The organism is Burkholderia sp. 9120 (genome assembly GCF_000745015.1).
In the GTDB taxonomy this organism is placed as follows: Bacteria; Pseudomonadota; Gammaproteobacteria; order Burkholderiales; family Burkholderiaceae; genus Paraburkholderia.
In genome coordinates this window covers 34,713-48,846 of the sequence record NZ_JQNA01000002.1, presented here as the reverse complement: position 1 = coordinate 48,846, position 14,134 = coordinate 34,713, and the positions used below count along the sequence as shown (strand labels likewise).

Sequence of the window (14,134 nt, the reverse complement as noted above, 5' to 3'; positions counted from 1 at the left end):
TCTTGAGAAAAACAGAACGAACGATCGGACGCGCCAATACTTCACATCCGATTTTATGATTGTTTTTATGGAACGGATGTCTCTAGACTAGGCACGCGACAACGACGCCGCAGCTTGTCGGGCGCGAGGACTCACCTCGACCCCCAACCACGACGGCGAACGGTTCGGACAACAGGTTGGAGACATAACCATGACTAACAACACTACCCGCCGCAATGCATTGAAGACCTTCGCCGTCGCTGCCGGCACGGCGATCGTGAGCGCGGGCGGCTCATCGCAGGCGCTCGCGGCCGGCGCCGCGTCGCTGCTGCCCGACGGCGCCGCCAACCTCACCGAGCTGACCCGGCGCCTCGCCGCCGCGCCACGGCGCCGCGACTTCAAAACGGTGCCGATGATTCTCGACCACCCGGATCAGTGGGATCACGCGGCGCTAACGGAAGTGATCGGCTATCGCGCCGGTCCGAAACAGGCGTGGGACAACACCGACATTGCCGGCCCGTGGCTCAACCTGATGCGCAATTCGTTGAACGCGCAGATCTGGTCGTTCAGGCATCCGGATTTTCTGGCCGTATCGGCCACGCACGGTTCCGCGCATCTTGCGCTGTTCGATCAGCTCGCCTGGGACAAGTACGATCTCGCCAAAATGAGCGGCGGCAAGTTCGCGTCCAATTCGTTACTCGACAACAAGGCAGCCGCCGCCAGCGGCACGCTGGATCATCAGAGCCCCGACGGCGCGTTTTCGTCGCATGAAAACTGCATTCCCGCGCTGCAGCAACGCGGCGTCGTGTTCCTGTCGTGCCACAACGCGATCTGGGAACTGGCCGACCGGCTGAACGCCGCCAACGTGAATCCGGACAAACTGCCGCTCGACGCGCTCGCGGCCGATCTGACCAACCACGTGATTCCAGGCGCGGTCGTCACACCAGGCGCGGTGGCCACGCTGGTCGAACTTCAGCAGGCCGGGTTTCACTACATCGCGTAGGGGGTCGTCATGCCGTTTAGTTACGCGCTCAGCGCGTCGCAGGGCTTTCGACGGTTCGTGCGGATGACGTTGGCGGTCTCGTTGTGTTGCGTGGCAACTGGCGCGTTTTCAGCGACTGCTACGCCAGGCCCAGACGCGAGCCCAGGCCCTGCTTCGAACCCGAACCTCTTCCCGCCCTGGCAGCACGGTGCGAACAACGACGCCGTGAATCGCGGCATGGAATTCACGGTCCCGCAGGTCGACGTGCTGGCCGATTTTCACGGCGACCTCACGGCGCCGAAGCTGGTGCTGTTCGTCGGCGGCAACTACTTCTTTGCGATGGCGCCGCTGGTGGCCCGCTTCGAGCAGGATCACCCCGAGTTTCGCGGACGCATCTACTGGGAAACGATTCCGCCCGGCCTGCTGGTCAAGCAGATCAAGGCCGGCGGCACGATCACCGTCGGCAATATGACGTGGACGGTCAAGCCCGACGCCTACTTCGCCGGGCTCGCGAAGGTCAAGGCGCTGATCGCGGACGGCACGCTCACCGGACCCGCCGTACCGTACGTGACCAATCAGTTGACGATCATGGTTCGTCAAGGCAACCCGCAACACGTGAGCTCGCTCAATGATCTGGGGAAACCCGGCTTGCGTCTCGCCATGCCGAACCCCGAGTTCGAAGGCGTGACGCGGCAGATCAATGCGTCGCTGGTCAAGGCCGGTGGCGAGGCGCTGGCGACTACCGTGTACGGCGACAAGGTGCGGGCGGGGTCGACTGAGCTGACGCATATTCATCATCGCGAAACCGCGCTGTTTCTGATGCAGGGTCGTGCGGATGCCGGCGTGGTGTGGAAATCGGAAGCGCTGTTCCAGGAGCAGATCGGGCATCCGCTGGAGCATGTGGATATTCCGGCCGCCGAGAACACGACGGCCATCTATGCCGGCGCCGTGGTTCAGGGTGCGGCGCATCCGCAAGCGGCGCGTCAGTGGCTGGCGTTTCTGCGCTCGCCCGAGGCGTTCGATATCTTCCAGCGCTATGGCTTCGGGAAGTATGATGAAGCGGCTTCGAAGTCGAGCGCCGCCGATCCTTCGAGCGCAGAATGAAGCGCTTTCGCGAGCACGGCGTCCCCACAGGCGAACGTTGTCCGCGTACCAGGCAGAAGCGGTGCAAGCGGCGGAAGTGGCAGAAGCCTGCGTAAGAACATAAAACGACAAATCGTAGGAGACGATGTGGACGATTCCATCATCCATTTACGGCGTGCCTGCGCGATGCTGGCCGTGAGCGTGGCATCGACGTTATCGGTCATGCCCGCGGCTCAGGCGACCGAGGCTAGCGCTGGGCAAAACATTGCCACTCATGGCACCGCACAAGGTGTCGCGGCCTGTATCGGCTGCCACGGTGCGAAAGGCGAAGGCAACGCGGCGGCAGGTTTCCCGCGACTCGCCGGCCTGAGCGCCGCTTATCTGTCGACCCAGTTGACGGCCTTCGCCGAAGGCACCCGTCCGAACCCGATCATGCAACCCATGGCCAAGCTGTTGACCGCGAGCGAACGCTCGGCGGTCGCGAGTTACTTCGCCGGCTTGCCCGCGCCTGCCGGAATCAAAGCGTCTGACAGCGCTTCCGTTACGCCGGCCGATGTCGGTGCATGGATCGCCACGCGCGGACGCTGGGATCAGACACTGCCCGCGTGTGTGCAATGCCATGGACCGGGCGGCATCGGCGTGGCCCCGACGTTTCCGCCGTTGGCCGGGCAGCCGGCTGCTTATATCGCAAGTCAATTGCATAACTGGAAGGACGGCAAGCGTCCGCCTGGACCGATGGCGCTGATGCCCGTGGTCGCGAGCAAACTGTCCGACGCGGATATCACGGCGGTGGCCGACTACTATGCCGGCGTGAGCGTGGGTGTGACCGGCGCGGGCAAGTCGGCAAATGGGAGCAAGCCATGATCGATCGAAACAGCCTGGTTCGCATGGCGCTGATGGGTGCGTCGAGCGCGGTGTTGAGTGTGGCTTCGAGCGTGGCGTTTGCTGACGGGAGTGCGCCTGCCGTTGCGTCGGCACCGTCAGTGAGCGCGGCTGCATCGCCCGCGAAAAAACCGTTCACGCCCCCGCCGAATCCACCCTGCCGACGGATGGCTTCGGCCAATCCGTCAAACTCGGCGAACAGATTTTTACCCATACGACGCAGTTCGCCGGCAAGTACGTCGGCAATACGCTCAATTGCGCGAGCTGCCATCTGGATGCGGGACGCAAGGCGGATTCCAGTCCGCTGTGGGGCGCGTATCCGTTGTATCCGGCCTACCGCGCCAAGAACAATCGTGTGAACTCGTTTGCCGAACGCATGCAGGGCTGCTTTCAGTACAGCATGAACGGCAAGGCGCCGCCGCTCGGCGACCCGATTCTCGTGGCGCTCGAAAGCTACGCGTACTGGCTCGCGAAAGGCGCGCCTGTCGGTACGAAGTTGGCGGGGCAAGGCTATCCGAAACTGCCCGCGCCCGCGCAGAAAGCGGACTACGCGAGAGGCGGTGCGATCTACGCGCAGCACTGCGCGCTGTGTCACGGCGCGGACGGCCAGGGGCAATCCAGCGGCGGCGCGACGGTTTTCCCGCCGCTGTGGGGCGCGCATTCGTTCAACTGGGGCGCGGGCATGGGCGACATTCAGAACGCCGCGGGTTTCATCAAGGCGAATATGCCGCTGGGACTCGGAGGAACGCTGACGGATCAGGAAGCGTGGGACGCGGCGACGTTCATGGACAGTCATGAGCGGCCGCAGGATCCGCGCTTTGTGGGATCGGTGGCGGCAACGCGCGCGAAATTCCACGACTCGCCGCTGTCGATGTATGGGCAGAAGGTGAATGGGCGCGTTTTGGGGACGCCGTGAGGGGCGGGTCGTGACGGGGCGGTTTGTGGATCGCGAATCACAATCACGCCCCACCGCTCCCCCCTTAAAACTCACCGCACCGGCGTGCAATCTTCCCCCAGCTTCACGCTGCGCTTACCCAACTGCAACCGATTCCCCGTCAGCTTCACGCGCCCCGAAAACGACTCGCTCTTCCACCGCACCTTGCAGGTCGCCGCATCGATCGCATAGACGTTCTGTTCGCTACCCGAGTACGCGGAAACGAGCAGCTGCTTGCCGTTCGTGTACAGCGGACGTTCGACGATGCTCACGTTCGGATCCACCGAACACGCTTCGCCGCTCGCATGCGTGACGGTGACCGGCCCCAGCCACGCGGTCGGGTTATCCGAGCCGTCGCTTTGCCCGAGATCGATCGACAACTCGCCGGCGCTAACCTTCCCCTTGCCGGGATCGACTTCGCTGTAATGACACGTCTGCGCGAACGCAACCGGTGCGGCCACCACCAGACCGGCGACGATAATCGCTACCTGCTTGACGAAATGCTGTTTCATGGCTTGATGGCGTAATACTGCACGTTCGTGAGATCCGCATGGTTCCACGAAAAGTTAATCGCGGTATTCTGCCGGCCGATGCCGCCATAGCGGCCCCAGTAAGCAAGCGGATAGGGTTTGGATTGACCCGGCATGATAATCGCCACATGGCCATGATGGGTCGCCTTCAATGCGGCAACCACCAGATAACTCAATCCGGCATAGGCAACGGCTTTATCCGCATCCGCGCCGAGTTGAAGCCACGGCGAGCGACCCATCTGGTCGACAATGCTATTTGCATCGCCCGTCAACGTGACGTCGAGGTCGGCGGCGACGGCTTTCAGAAAGCCGCTGCAGTCGGCTTTCCATTGCGTCCAGTGATTCTGACAAAGCGTTTTGATATTTTGTGCGGCAGCCATTATCGTGGTCCATTAACCGTGTGACGGCGTCCGTTTTTATGGCGATGTCGGCATCCCGTCAAAAAGCCCATCGCGCTCGCGCAGGTAAAGTGCCAAAAATGCAGGCGTTCGGATTATAGCGAGGTCGGATGAAATGTGAATGGGGATTTTTAGAGCGAATCAGATCGATTCTGGCCAGATCAATTCGGCATGAACGTTTTTGAATGAACTGTATTTTTTACCCGGGCCGCGCATTTAATGCAATGCGCGGCCCGGTTACCGGATTAGTTTTTATCAGCTTCGATACGCGGCGGCCTGATCGCCGATCAGCCGCAGCGCAGCCTGCCAGGCGAGGTCCATCAAGTCGTATTCACCGGCCGCATCGAATTGCTTCGCCGTTTTCTCGCAAACCGCCGCGTCCGGCACCCGCAGACGCGCGTTACCGGCCATCGCGCCGATCTGAATGCGGCACGCTTGTTCGAGAAAATAGATCAGGCTGAACGCTTCCGCCGCGCTCGGCGCGCCGACCAGCACGCCGTGATTGCGCAGCATCATGGCCTTGTGCGCACCGAGATCCGCCACCAGACGCTCACGCTCGGCCGTGTCGAGGGCGATGCCTTCGTAGTCGTGATACGCGAGCCGTCGATAGAAACGCAGCGCATGCTGGCTGATCGGAAGCAAGCCGTCTTCCTGCGCGGACACCGCGCTGCTCGCGGCGGTATGCACATGGATCACCCAATGCATGTCCTCGCGCGCGCCATGCACCGCCGAATGAATCACAAAGCCCGCCACGTTCACGCGATGCCGGACCGGGTCCGGATCGCGTTCCACCACGCGGCCTTCTGCGTCGATCTTCACCAGGTCCGACGCCCGCATTTCGTTGAACAACACGCCGTAGCGGTTGATCAGAAAATGACCGGGCTCGCCCGGCACGCGCGCGGTGATGTGCGTGTCGATCAGATCGGACATCTTCAGATGGGCCATCAAACGGTATAGCGCCGCCAGTTCGCAGCGTACCTCCCATTCGGATGACTTCGATGCCTCCTGTTGCAGCCCCGCATGCGTCGCGTCTTGCGTTTGAACTTGCGTCACGTTGTGCCTCCATTGCGTCGATGCCGTGATTTCACGGATTGCTGGCGCCAGTGTACTGCGACAGCTAGCGCCGGCCGATCGACACCTACGCCACGTGGACTCACAACGCCGCCGGCCTTCTACGCGACTTCGGCCGTTTCCTCGCTACGCTCTTCACCGCGCGTCTCACTGCGCAAATGAAAAATACTCATCGCCGACTCGAGCGACTGCGTCTGTTGCTGAAGATCGGAGGATGCCACCGCCGACTGCTCGACCAGCGCCGCATTGCGCTGGGTCAGCCCGGCCACCTGCCCGACCGCTTCGTTGATCTGCGCAATCTGCACGCTCTGGCCGCGGCTCGCGAGCGCAATGTCGTACAGCGTGCGGGTCAATTGCGTGACCGTCTGCTCGACGGTATTCATCGTCTCGCCGGCGCGCGCCGCCGTTTGCGAGGCCGTGGTGACCGTATGCAGCGACGTTTCGATCAAGGTTTTGATTTCCTTCGCGGCGCCGGCCGCGCGTTGCGCGAGACTGCGCACCTCGGAGGCCACCACCGCGAAGCCGCGCCCGTATTGCCCCGCGCGCGCCGCTTCCACCGACGCGTTCAGCGCGATGATATTGGTCTGAAACGCAATCGCGTCGATCACCGACGTGATGTCCGAGATCTTGCGCGAATGCTCGCGCACGCGCTCCATCACGGCGACCGTCTTCTGCACCTCGCCGGCCGCGACTTCGGCGGTTTCCGCCGTCTGCCGCCCGGACGTATTGGCGCGCTCCGCACCGAGCGCGTTCTGTTCCGCCGTCTCCGTGATCTCGGCGAGGCTGGCGGTGGTCTGATCGATCGCGCTCGCCTGTTCGTCGGTGCGGGTGGCCAGATCGCTATTGCCGCGCACGAATTCGTGGGTCTTGTCGCGGATCGCATCGATTGAAATCTTGGCGTCGATCAGCACGCCGACCAGCTTCGCGTTCATCTGGTTCAGCATCCGGCCGAGCATGCGGGTCTGCGCGTCGCCGCGTTCCGGAAAGCGCTGCTGGATGTGGCCGTTCAGCACGCTCAACGCGCCTGCGTTGAGCGCCTGCAGCGGCATCAGCAAATTGCGCGTCAGATAGACGCCGCAGGCAAGCGCGATACCGGTTCCCACGCCGGCCAGCACCAAGGTCTGCCACAGCGGCGGCACCTGCGGCAGCACCCAACCACTCGCGACGAGCGTTTGCAGCAGGATCACGGCGATCAACATCGCCATGGTGGCCCACACGCGCAGATTGACCGGCAGGCGCAGCAAGCGGTCCGCGACACCGGCCACGCCCGTGCGGATCACCGTTCCGCCGGACAGGCGCAGCTTGTGGCCGGACGGCGAATTGAGCCGCTCATACAGGCGGTCGGCCCGCGCGATCTGCTCGCTGGACGGCTTCGTGCGCACCGACATATAGCCGACCTTCTCGCCCTTCTCGAACACCGACGTGACATTGGCGAGCACCCAGTAATAGCCGCCCTGCTTGCGGCGATTCTTGACCACGCCGGTCCACGGCCGGTCGCCGCCGATGGTCTCCCACAAATCCCGATACGCTTCCTCGGGCATGTCCAAATGGCGGACGATATTCTGCGGCTTGCCGATCACCTCGGCGTGCGGATAGCCGCTGCTGCGCAGGAACGCTTCATTGGCATAGACGATGTTGCCCGTCAGGTCCGTGCGGGTGATGATCACGTCCAGTTCGGACAGCACGTACTCTTCATCGGTGACCGGGAGATTTTCACGCATGGGGTTGTCGCTTGTTACGCCTGTAGTGAGGCCGATAGTGATACGTGCAATGAGGCCGGTTCAGCAGCAGTTTCGAGCTTGCCGTCGAATCGGCCGCGCTCGCTCGCCAGCGCGGCACACGGCGCATAGCGCGCGTCGTGCACGGTGCGGATCAACTGCTCGGCGGGAACCGGCCGGCCCAGCAAATAACCCTGCGCGCGGTCACAGCCGATTTCGCGCAGAAAGCGCCACTGGGCGTCGTATTCGACGCCTTCGGCCACGACCGTGATGCCGAGCGCCTTAGCCATTGCGACGATCGCGCGAACGATCGCGCCGTCGGTGGTGCCGGGTCCGATCTGCGCGAGAAACGAGCGGTCGATCTTCAGCGTATCCACCGGCAGACTCTGCAAATAGGCGAATGCCGAGTAGCCGGTGCCGAAGTCGTCGATTGCGAGACTGATGCCGCGCCGCGCCAGTTCACCCAGCAACGCGGCGGTCTCTTCGCGGCCGGTCATGGCCATGCTCTCGACCAGTTCGAACTGCAGGCGCTGCGCCGGCAAGCCGGTGTCGCTCAACACACGGGCCACCTCGTGCAGGAAACCGTCGTGACGGCACTGCTTGCCGGACAGATTGACGGCAATGCGTCCGAACTCGAAGCCTTCGTCGAGCCAGGCGCGCGCCTGCCGGCACGCCTCGCGCAGCACCCAGCCGCCGATCGGCACGATCAGCGCCGACTCTTCCGCGGCCGGAATAAACTGATCGGGCCCAATCAAGCCACGCTGCGGATGCTGCCAGCGGACCAGCGCTTCCACGCCGGTCATCGCGCCGGTGCGCAGATCGTATTCGGGCTGGTAGTGCAGACGGAATTCGCCGGCCAGCAGCGCCTGACGCAATTCGCCTTCAAGCACGATCCGCTCTTTCGCCGACGAAGTCATCGTCGCCGCGAAGAACTGGAAGTTGTTCTTGCCGACTTCCTTGGCTTCGTACATGGCGCGATCCGCCTGCATCAGCAATTGCTTCGGATCGGTGCCGTCGTCGGGAAACATGCTGATGCCGATGCTCGGCGTCACGAACACGCTCTGCGCGCCGACGCCGATCGGCCGGCCGATCACCTCGAGTAGCGATTGCGCGATCTTGCCGACATGGCGGATATCTTCGATATCTTCCGCGACGATCGTGAACTCGTCGCCGCCCAACCGCGCGACCGTATCGGTTTCACGCACGCCGTGTTTGAGCCGCTCCGCAATCACCTTCAGCGTTTCGTCGCCGATGCCGTGGCCGAGCGTGTCGTTGATCAGCTTGAAGCGGTCGAGATCGAGAAACATCACCGCGACCCGTTTGCCGCTGCGCTGCGCGCGCACCATCGCGTGACCGAGCCGTTCGCTGAACAACGTGCGATTCGGCAGGCCGGTGAGCGCGTCGTGCGTGGCCAGATAACTCAACCGCTCCTCCGCCAGTCGGCGCCCGGTGATATCCGAAAAGATCGCGGCGTAATGCGTGCAGAGGCCGGTTTCGTCGCAGATACCGGAGATCGACAGATATTCCAGGTACAGCTCGCCGCTCTTCTTGCGGTTCCAGATTTCGCCTTGCCAATGCCCGGCTTCCTGCAGGTGTTGCCATAGCTCGCGATAAAAACCCGGCGGCTGGCGGCCGGAACTCAGCAGGTTGGCGTTGCGCCCCACCACCTCGGATTTCGCGTAGCCGGTCAGTCGGGTGAAAGCCGGATTGACCCGTTCGATGGTGCCGTGCAGATCGGTCACCATCACGCCATCGAGCGACGATTCGACCACCCGGTCGGCGAGGCGCAGGTTGTAGCGCGACTCGAACAACGCGTCGTCGCGCTCGCGCAGCGCGATTTGCAGTTCCTGCACGTACTCGTGTTCGATGTCGTTGAGAATATCGGCGAGACCCAGCACGCCAATCAACACGTCGTGCCGGTCGAGAATGCCGACATGACGCATGCGATGCTCGATCAGATACTGGCGCGCGGCATACAGACTCTGCGACTGGCGCAGGCACCGAAGCGGCCGGCTCGCATGGCAACCCACCGTGCCGTTCGTCGCGCCGTTCGCGACCAGACCGACGATATCGCGCTCGGTCAGAATGCCGTGCACGCCGTCCGGATACGCGACCACCACCGCGCTCAGTCGTTGCGCGCGCATCAAACGCATGGCTTCCTTCACGCACAGCGCGTGATCGACCAGCACCGGCGCGGCGGTTTTGATCGATTCGATCGACTTCATCCGCAGGAAGTACTCGGCGCCCTGATTCATCACGAAGTCGGTCTGCGTGAGAATGCCGAGCGAGTGCCCCTGGTCGTCGACCACGAGGCAATGACGAATGCCGCTGTTCCTGAAGTGCAACGCGGCATCGCCCAGGCGCGTGTGCTGCGGCAACGACATCACCGGCCAGCTCATCACGGCTTCCACCGGCGTGGCGTGGACGTCGGTGTCGTCGGCCAGCGCCAGCGCGTCGTGTTCGGTCCAGATGCCGACCGCGCGCGGACCGTCCATCACGACGATCGCGCTGCGCCGCTGCTCCGCCATGCAGTGGGCGGCGTCATGAATCGATGTGCGCGGCGAGCACTCCAGCATCGAGCCGGAAACCAGCCGCCCGATTTCGATATCCAGCGTGTGATGAGCCATGGCTTGACGGGATCGTAGGTCGCAATTCTGAGATGGCGCCGACAGTATCAGCGCCCACCCCAGCTCACCTTGATCCACGTCAAACGCGCTTTGCCTTGCGCTTTTCCTTGCTAGCCCGGCGTGCCGAAGCGTGCGCTCAGCACGCGCGTCACGGCCCATTGAAACGTGCAGCACAGCACCAGATATACCAGCCCGACGAACAGAAAGATCTGCGCGGGATAAACCATCAGCCGGCTATTGACCTGATTGGCAAGAAAGGTGAACTCGGGCACGCCGACGATATAGGCCAGCGACGTGTCCTTGATCAGCGACACCCATTGATTGACGAACGACGGCGTCATCACCCGCACCGCCTGCGGCAACAGCACGTAACGCAGCGCCTGGCCGCGCGTCATGCCGAGCGACAGCGCCGCCTGCCACTGTCCGTCGCCGATCGCGACGATGCCCGCCTGCACCGAATGCGACAGATAGGCGCCGCCGATCAGCGCGAGCGCGCACACCACGGTCGCGAGTCCGGGGACGTCCGCATGCAGCAGCACGGGCATCAGGAAGAAGGTCCAGAAAATCAGCATCAGCACGGGAATCGCGCGGAACAGGCCCACCACGGTGAGCAGCACGAGATGCGCGATGCCGCGCGTCATGGCCAGCGCGACGCCGCCGGCCAGGCCGAGCAGCGCCGATAACGACGCCGACGCCAGCGTCAACGCCACGGTCAGCGCGACGCCGCCGAGCGGGCCATTGGGAAACGTGCCGAGCAGCAGGTAGCGGAGGATAGACAGCCAGTCGGGCGCGCTCATGAGCGGCCTCCGCGCGTGATGTAAGCACCACGAGCACCACGAGTACTGCGAGCACCGTGAACGCCATTGCGCTGCCGCAGCAGCAACGCGATTTCAATCGTGGCAATCGTCGCGATGTAAAGCAGCGTCGCCATGCCGAACGACTGGAACGTCTTCAGCGTTTCCGTCTCGACCTGGCGCGACGAGTACGACAACTCGGCCAGCCCGATCGCCATGGTCAGCGACGAGTTCTTGACGATATTCATATATTGCCCGGCCAGCGGCGGCGTTGCGATCCGCACCGCCTGCGGCAGAATCACATAGCGGAACGCCGCGAAGCGCGTCAGTCCGAGCGCGGCGGCCGCCTGATGCTGACCGTCGCGCACGCCGCGCAGCCCCGCGCGGAATTCCTCGCCGATAAAGGGGGTTGCATAGCACGTGAGGCCGATCCAGCCGGCCAGAAACTCGAAGCTCGGCCAGCCGGGTGTCAATGGCCCGAGCGTGAGTGTATGCGGTGTATTCAGCCAGCTCATCGCGCTTTCCGGCATTAGCGCGGCCGCGCCGAAATACCAGAACAGCAGCTGCACGATCAGCGGCGAGTTACGGAAGATCAGCACATAAGCGGCCGCCGCGCGGCGCACGGCCGCATAACGCGCGCTGCGGGCGAGCGCCAGGCCGAAACCCAACAGCGTCGCGCCCACGATCACACAGGCCGACAGCGCCAGCGTCATGGCGAAGCCGTGCCAGATCCACGCCGTGTAGCGCGGTTCGAGCCACGTGTTCATCGTCATTGTTTGGAAACCATTGCTGTGCGGGAAAATGCGAGGGAAATGCAGAAACAGATCAGCCCGCCGTCAGATGCGCGGCGGGCCGGAGGGTGAGCGCGCTGTGCCTGGCGCTCAGTTCAACGCTTCGCTCAGCTCTTCTGCGGATCGCCGATCTTGAACAGACGCGGCAGCGGCGCGCGGCTCTTCGGGCCGAACCACTGGTCGTAAATCTTCGAAGCGTTGCCCTCCGCTTCCAGATCCTGCAGCGTCTCGTTGACCACGCTCAACAGACGCGGCTGGTTCTTCGGCACACCGACGCCTTCGTAGTCGTTCGAGATCGTGAACGGCGGAATCTCGTACTTGTCCTCATCCGGCACATTGGCCAGCAACGCGACCAGCTTCGGGCCGTCCTGCGTGATGGCCTGCACGTTGCCGGCGCGCAGCGCGGCGAACGCGAACGGCGTGTCGTCGTAAGCGACGATGGTCGCGGCCGGATACTGCGCGCGGACCTGCTGTTCGTTGGTGGTGCCCTTGTCCGCGCCGATCCGCAGACTCGCCAGTTGCTGCGGCGACTTCAATACGCCCTTCTTCGCGATGAACTGCGTGCCGGACGCGAAATACGGCGTGCTGAAGTCGATTTCCTTCTTGCGCTCATCTGTAATCGTGAAGTTCGCGAAGACCAGATCGACCTTGTTCGACTTCAGAAACGCAATCCGATTGGCCGGGTTGGTGGGTTGAATCTCGAGCTTCACGCCAAGTTTCGCCGCGACGGCGCGCGCATAGTCGACGTCGAGACCGACAATCTGATTACTCTTCGGATCGACGAAACCGAACGGCGGATTACTGTCGAATGTGGCGACGCGCAAGACGCCGGCCTTCTTGATGTCGTCGAGTTGATCGGCGTGTGCGACGCCCGCCAGCGTCAATAGCAGTCCGGCAATAGCGGCACGGCGAGTCCAGTTCTTCATGGTGAAAGCCCCTTAAGCAATTGATTTTCTTGATCGTTGCGGGCGCACCCGTCAGCGTGGCGGCCACTGTAGCAGCGCGCCGGGAGGCCACGAACCAAGCATTTGTCAGCTACTAAGTCGGGGATTTCATAACAGCCGCGCGGCGAATCTATCCGCGCGGGGTCGACGACAAATGGCCGGGAAACGCCATCGTCACGGTCGTCCCCTCGCCGAGCGCGGAGTCGATCCGCAGCGAGCCGCCGGACGATTGCATGATGCGGTTGCAAAAGATCGTGCCCATGCCGTGGCCGCCGGCTCCTGCATACGTGGTGACGGGGTCCTGCATCAGACGCGCCTTGATCTCCGGCGCGATGCCGGGACCATTGTCGCGAACCCGGATTTCCGGCTCGGGCGTGGCGACGACTTCGAGCCGCAGCAGAGGATCGGCAGTCGTCTCAAGCGCGCGCAGCGCATTGGACAACAGCGAAGACAGCACCAGCGCCACGCAGTTGGGCATGGTGCGGACCACGAAATCGCCTTGCACGTCGACCTGAATCCAGTCGCGCTGCGAGTCGGCGAACGGATAAGTGTCGAGCAAGGTGGCGATCAGCCGCGTCGCGGTCACTTCGCGCAGACTCACGCCCGACGCCGATTGCTGGGCGCCGCTCTTGTGCACCGTCGCCCAGAACGACGAGATCAGCGTCAGGCAATACTGCGCGTTGTTGAGCATCGACGTGGCCGCGTGACCGATCTCCTTCTGACGCTCCGGATCGTATTGCTCCGCGACATTGCTGCCGACCGATTGCGCGAACAGCGAGATCGTCGCCAGCGGGGTGTTCAGTTCGTGAGCCAGGAAGGCCAGCGTTTCGTCCATGGCCAGCAGGCGCTGCTGACGCGTTTCCCGCTCGGCGTAGCGCATCATGGCCAGTTGCAGCACCTCGCGGACCTTCTCCGTGCGCAACGGCTTTTCGAGGATGCGGAAGATCTCGCCGGTATTGACGGTTTTCAGCAGCAGGTCTTTATCGGCGTACGCGGTCACGAGAATCCGCACGATCTGCGGGTATTCGTGCGCGACGTGGCGCAGCAGATCGTCGCCGTCGCGGCCGGGCATGCGGAAATCCGTCACCAGCACGGCGATCTCCGCGCCGTGGCGGTCGAGCACGGCCATGGCCTCCTCCGCGCTGCCGGCGACATGCACGTTGTAATCCGCGCGAATGGCGCGTGCGAAATGGTTGCGCGACAGCTCGTCGTCGTCGACGAAGAGAATGGAAAACGGCGGCTGCGGGGTGTCACTCATAGCGTTGTCTGCCGATCGCGGTGGCCAGGGTTGAATGGCGCCCGATTCACGAGTGATGAAATTGGCGTTGGGGGGAACATGTTAGCGCGTTCGCCAAAGCGCGGGAATATTCCGCCTGAGTGCTTATGCGGATTGCGTCGACG

12 protein-coding genes and 1 pseudogene are annotated in these 14,134 nt (G+C 63.3%); 4 read left to right on the top strand and 9 right to left on the bottom strand.

Going from position 1 to position 14,134, the window contains the following annotated elements; translation table 11 throughout:
- Positions 1 to 190 precede the first annotated feature (190 nt).
- The 4 genes and pseudogenes from tetH (at position 191) to FA94_RS08585 (ending at position 3,842) form a co-directional block, all read left to right on the top strand.
- Positions 191 to 982, top strand: coding sequence for a thiosulfate dehydrogenase (gene tetH / locus FA94_RS08600; RefSeq protein ID WP_035549693.1), 792 nt, complete (start codon positions 191 to 193; stop codon positions 980 to 982).
- A 63-nt stretch (positions 983 to 1,045) separates the two neighbouring features.
- Complete coding sequence (locus FA94_RS08595) at positions 1,046 to 2,065, top strand: substrate-binding domain-containing protein (RefSeq protein WP_081936327.1); 1,020 nt, start codon at positions 1,046 to 1,048, stop codon at positions 2,063 to 2,065.
- Between the two features lie 165 nt (positions 2,066 to 2,230).
- Complete coding sequence (locus FA94_RS08590) at positions 2,231 to 2,908, top strand: c-type cytochrome (protein WP_051980487.1); 678 nt, start codon at positions 2,231 to 2,233, stop codon at positions 2,906 to 2,908.
- A 32-nt stretch (positions 2,909 to 2,940) separates the two neighbouring features.
- Positions 2,941 to 3,842 (top strand): annotated as a pseudogene (locus FA94_RS08585) (c-type cytochrome).
- Between the two features lie 71 nt (positions 3,843 to 3,913).
- On the opposite strand, the gene FA94_RS08580 reads toward FA94_RS08585, so the two are convergent.
- The 9 genes from FA94_RS08580 to FA94_RS08540 all read right to left on the bottom strand — a co-directional run bounded on the left by FA94_RS08580 (position 3,914) and on the right by FA94_RS08540 (position 13,991).
- On the bottom strand, positions 3,914 to 4,372 hold the full coding sequence (locus FA94_RS08580) for a hypothetical protein (protein ID WP_035549686.1): 459 nt from the start codon (positions 4,370 to 4,372) through the stop codon (positions 3,914 to 3,916).
- On the bottom strand, positions 4,369 to 4,770 hold the full coding sequence (locus FA94_RS08575) for a hypothetical protein (RefSeq protein WP_051980486.1): 402 nt from the start codon (positions 4,768 to 4,770) through the stop codon (positions 4,369 to 4,371). Before FA94_RS08575 ends, FA94_RS08580 begins: the two co-directional genes overlap by 4 nt.
- Before the next feature lie 273 nt (positions 4,771 to 5,043).
- Positions 5,044 to 5,802 (bottom strand): class II aldolase/adducin family protein, encoded by a 759-nt coding sequence (locus FA94_RS08570; protein WP_035561658.1) that lies wholly within the window; start codon positions 5,800 to 5,802, stop codon positions 5,044 to 5,046.
- A 158-nt stretch (positions 5,803 to 5,960) separates the two neighbouring features.
- On the bottom strand, positions 5,961 to 7,580 hold the full coding sequence (locus FA94_RS08565) for a methyl-accepting chemotaxis protein (RefSeq protein WP_051980485.1): 1,620 nt from the start codon (positions 7,578 to 7,580) through the stop codon (positions 5,961 to 5,963).
- A gap of 14 nt (positions 7,581 to 7,594) precedes the next feature.
- Positions 7,595 to 10,204 carry an EAL domain-containing protein gene (locus tag FA94_RS08560; protein WP_063771776.1) on the bottom strand — a complete coding sequence of 870 codons (2,610 nt, stop codon included), beginning with the start codon at positions 10,202 to 10,204 and terminating at the stop codon, positions 7,595 to 7,597.
- A gap of 110 nt (positions 10,205 to 10,314) precedes the next feature.
- Entirely contained in the window at positions 10,315 to 11,001 is a 687-nt protein-coding gene (locus tag FA94_RS08555; RefSeq protein ID WP_035549684.1) for an amino acid ABC transporter permease, read from the bottom strand.
- Complete coding sequence (locus FA94_RS08550; RefSeq protein WP_035561655.1) at positions 10,998 to 11,765, bottom strand: amino acid ABC transporter permease; 768 nt, start codon at positions 11,763 to 11,765, stop codon at positions 10,998 to 11,000. Before FA94_RS08550 ends, FA94_RS08555 begins: the two co-directional genes overlap by 4 nt.
- Before the next feature lie 131 nt (positions 11,766 to 11,896).
- Complete coding sequence (locus FA94_RS08545; protein ID WP_035549682.1) at positions 11,897 to 12,715, bottom strand: ABC transporter substrate-binding protein; 819 nt, start codon at positions 12,713 to 12,715, stop codon at positions 11,897 to 11,899.
- A gap of 148 nt (positions 12,716 to 12,863) precedes the next feature.
- Complete coding sequence (locus FA94_RS08540) at positions 12,864 to 13,991, bottom strand: hybrid sensor histidine kinase/response regulator (RefSeq protein WP_035549680.1); 1,128 nt, start codon at positions 13,989 to 13,991, stop codon at positions 12,864 to 12,866.
- Between the last annotated feature and the right edge of the window lie 143 nt (positions 13,992 to 14,134).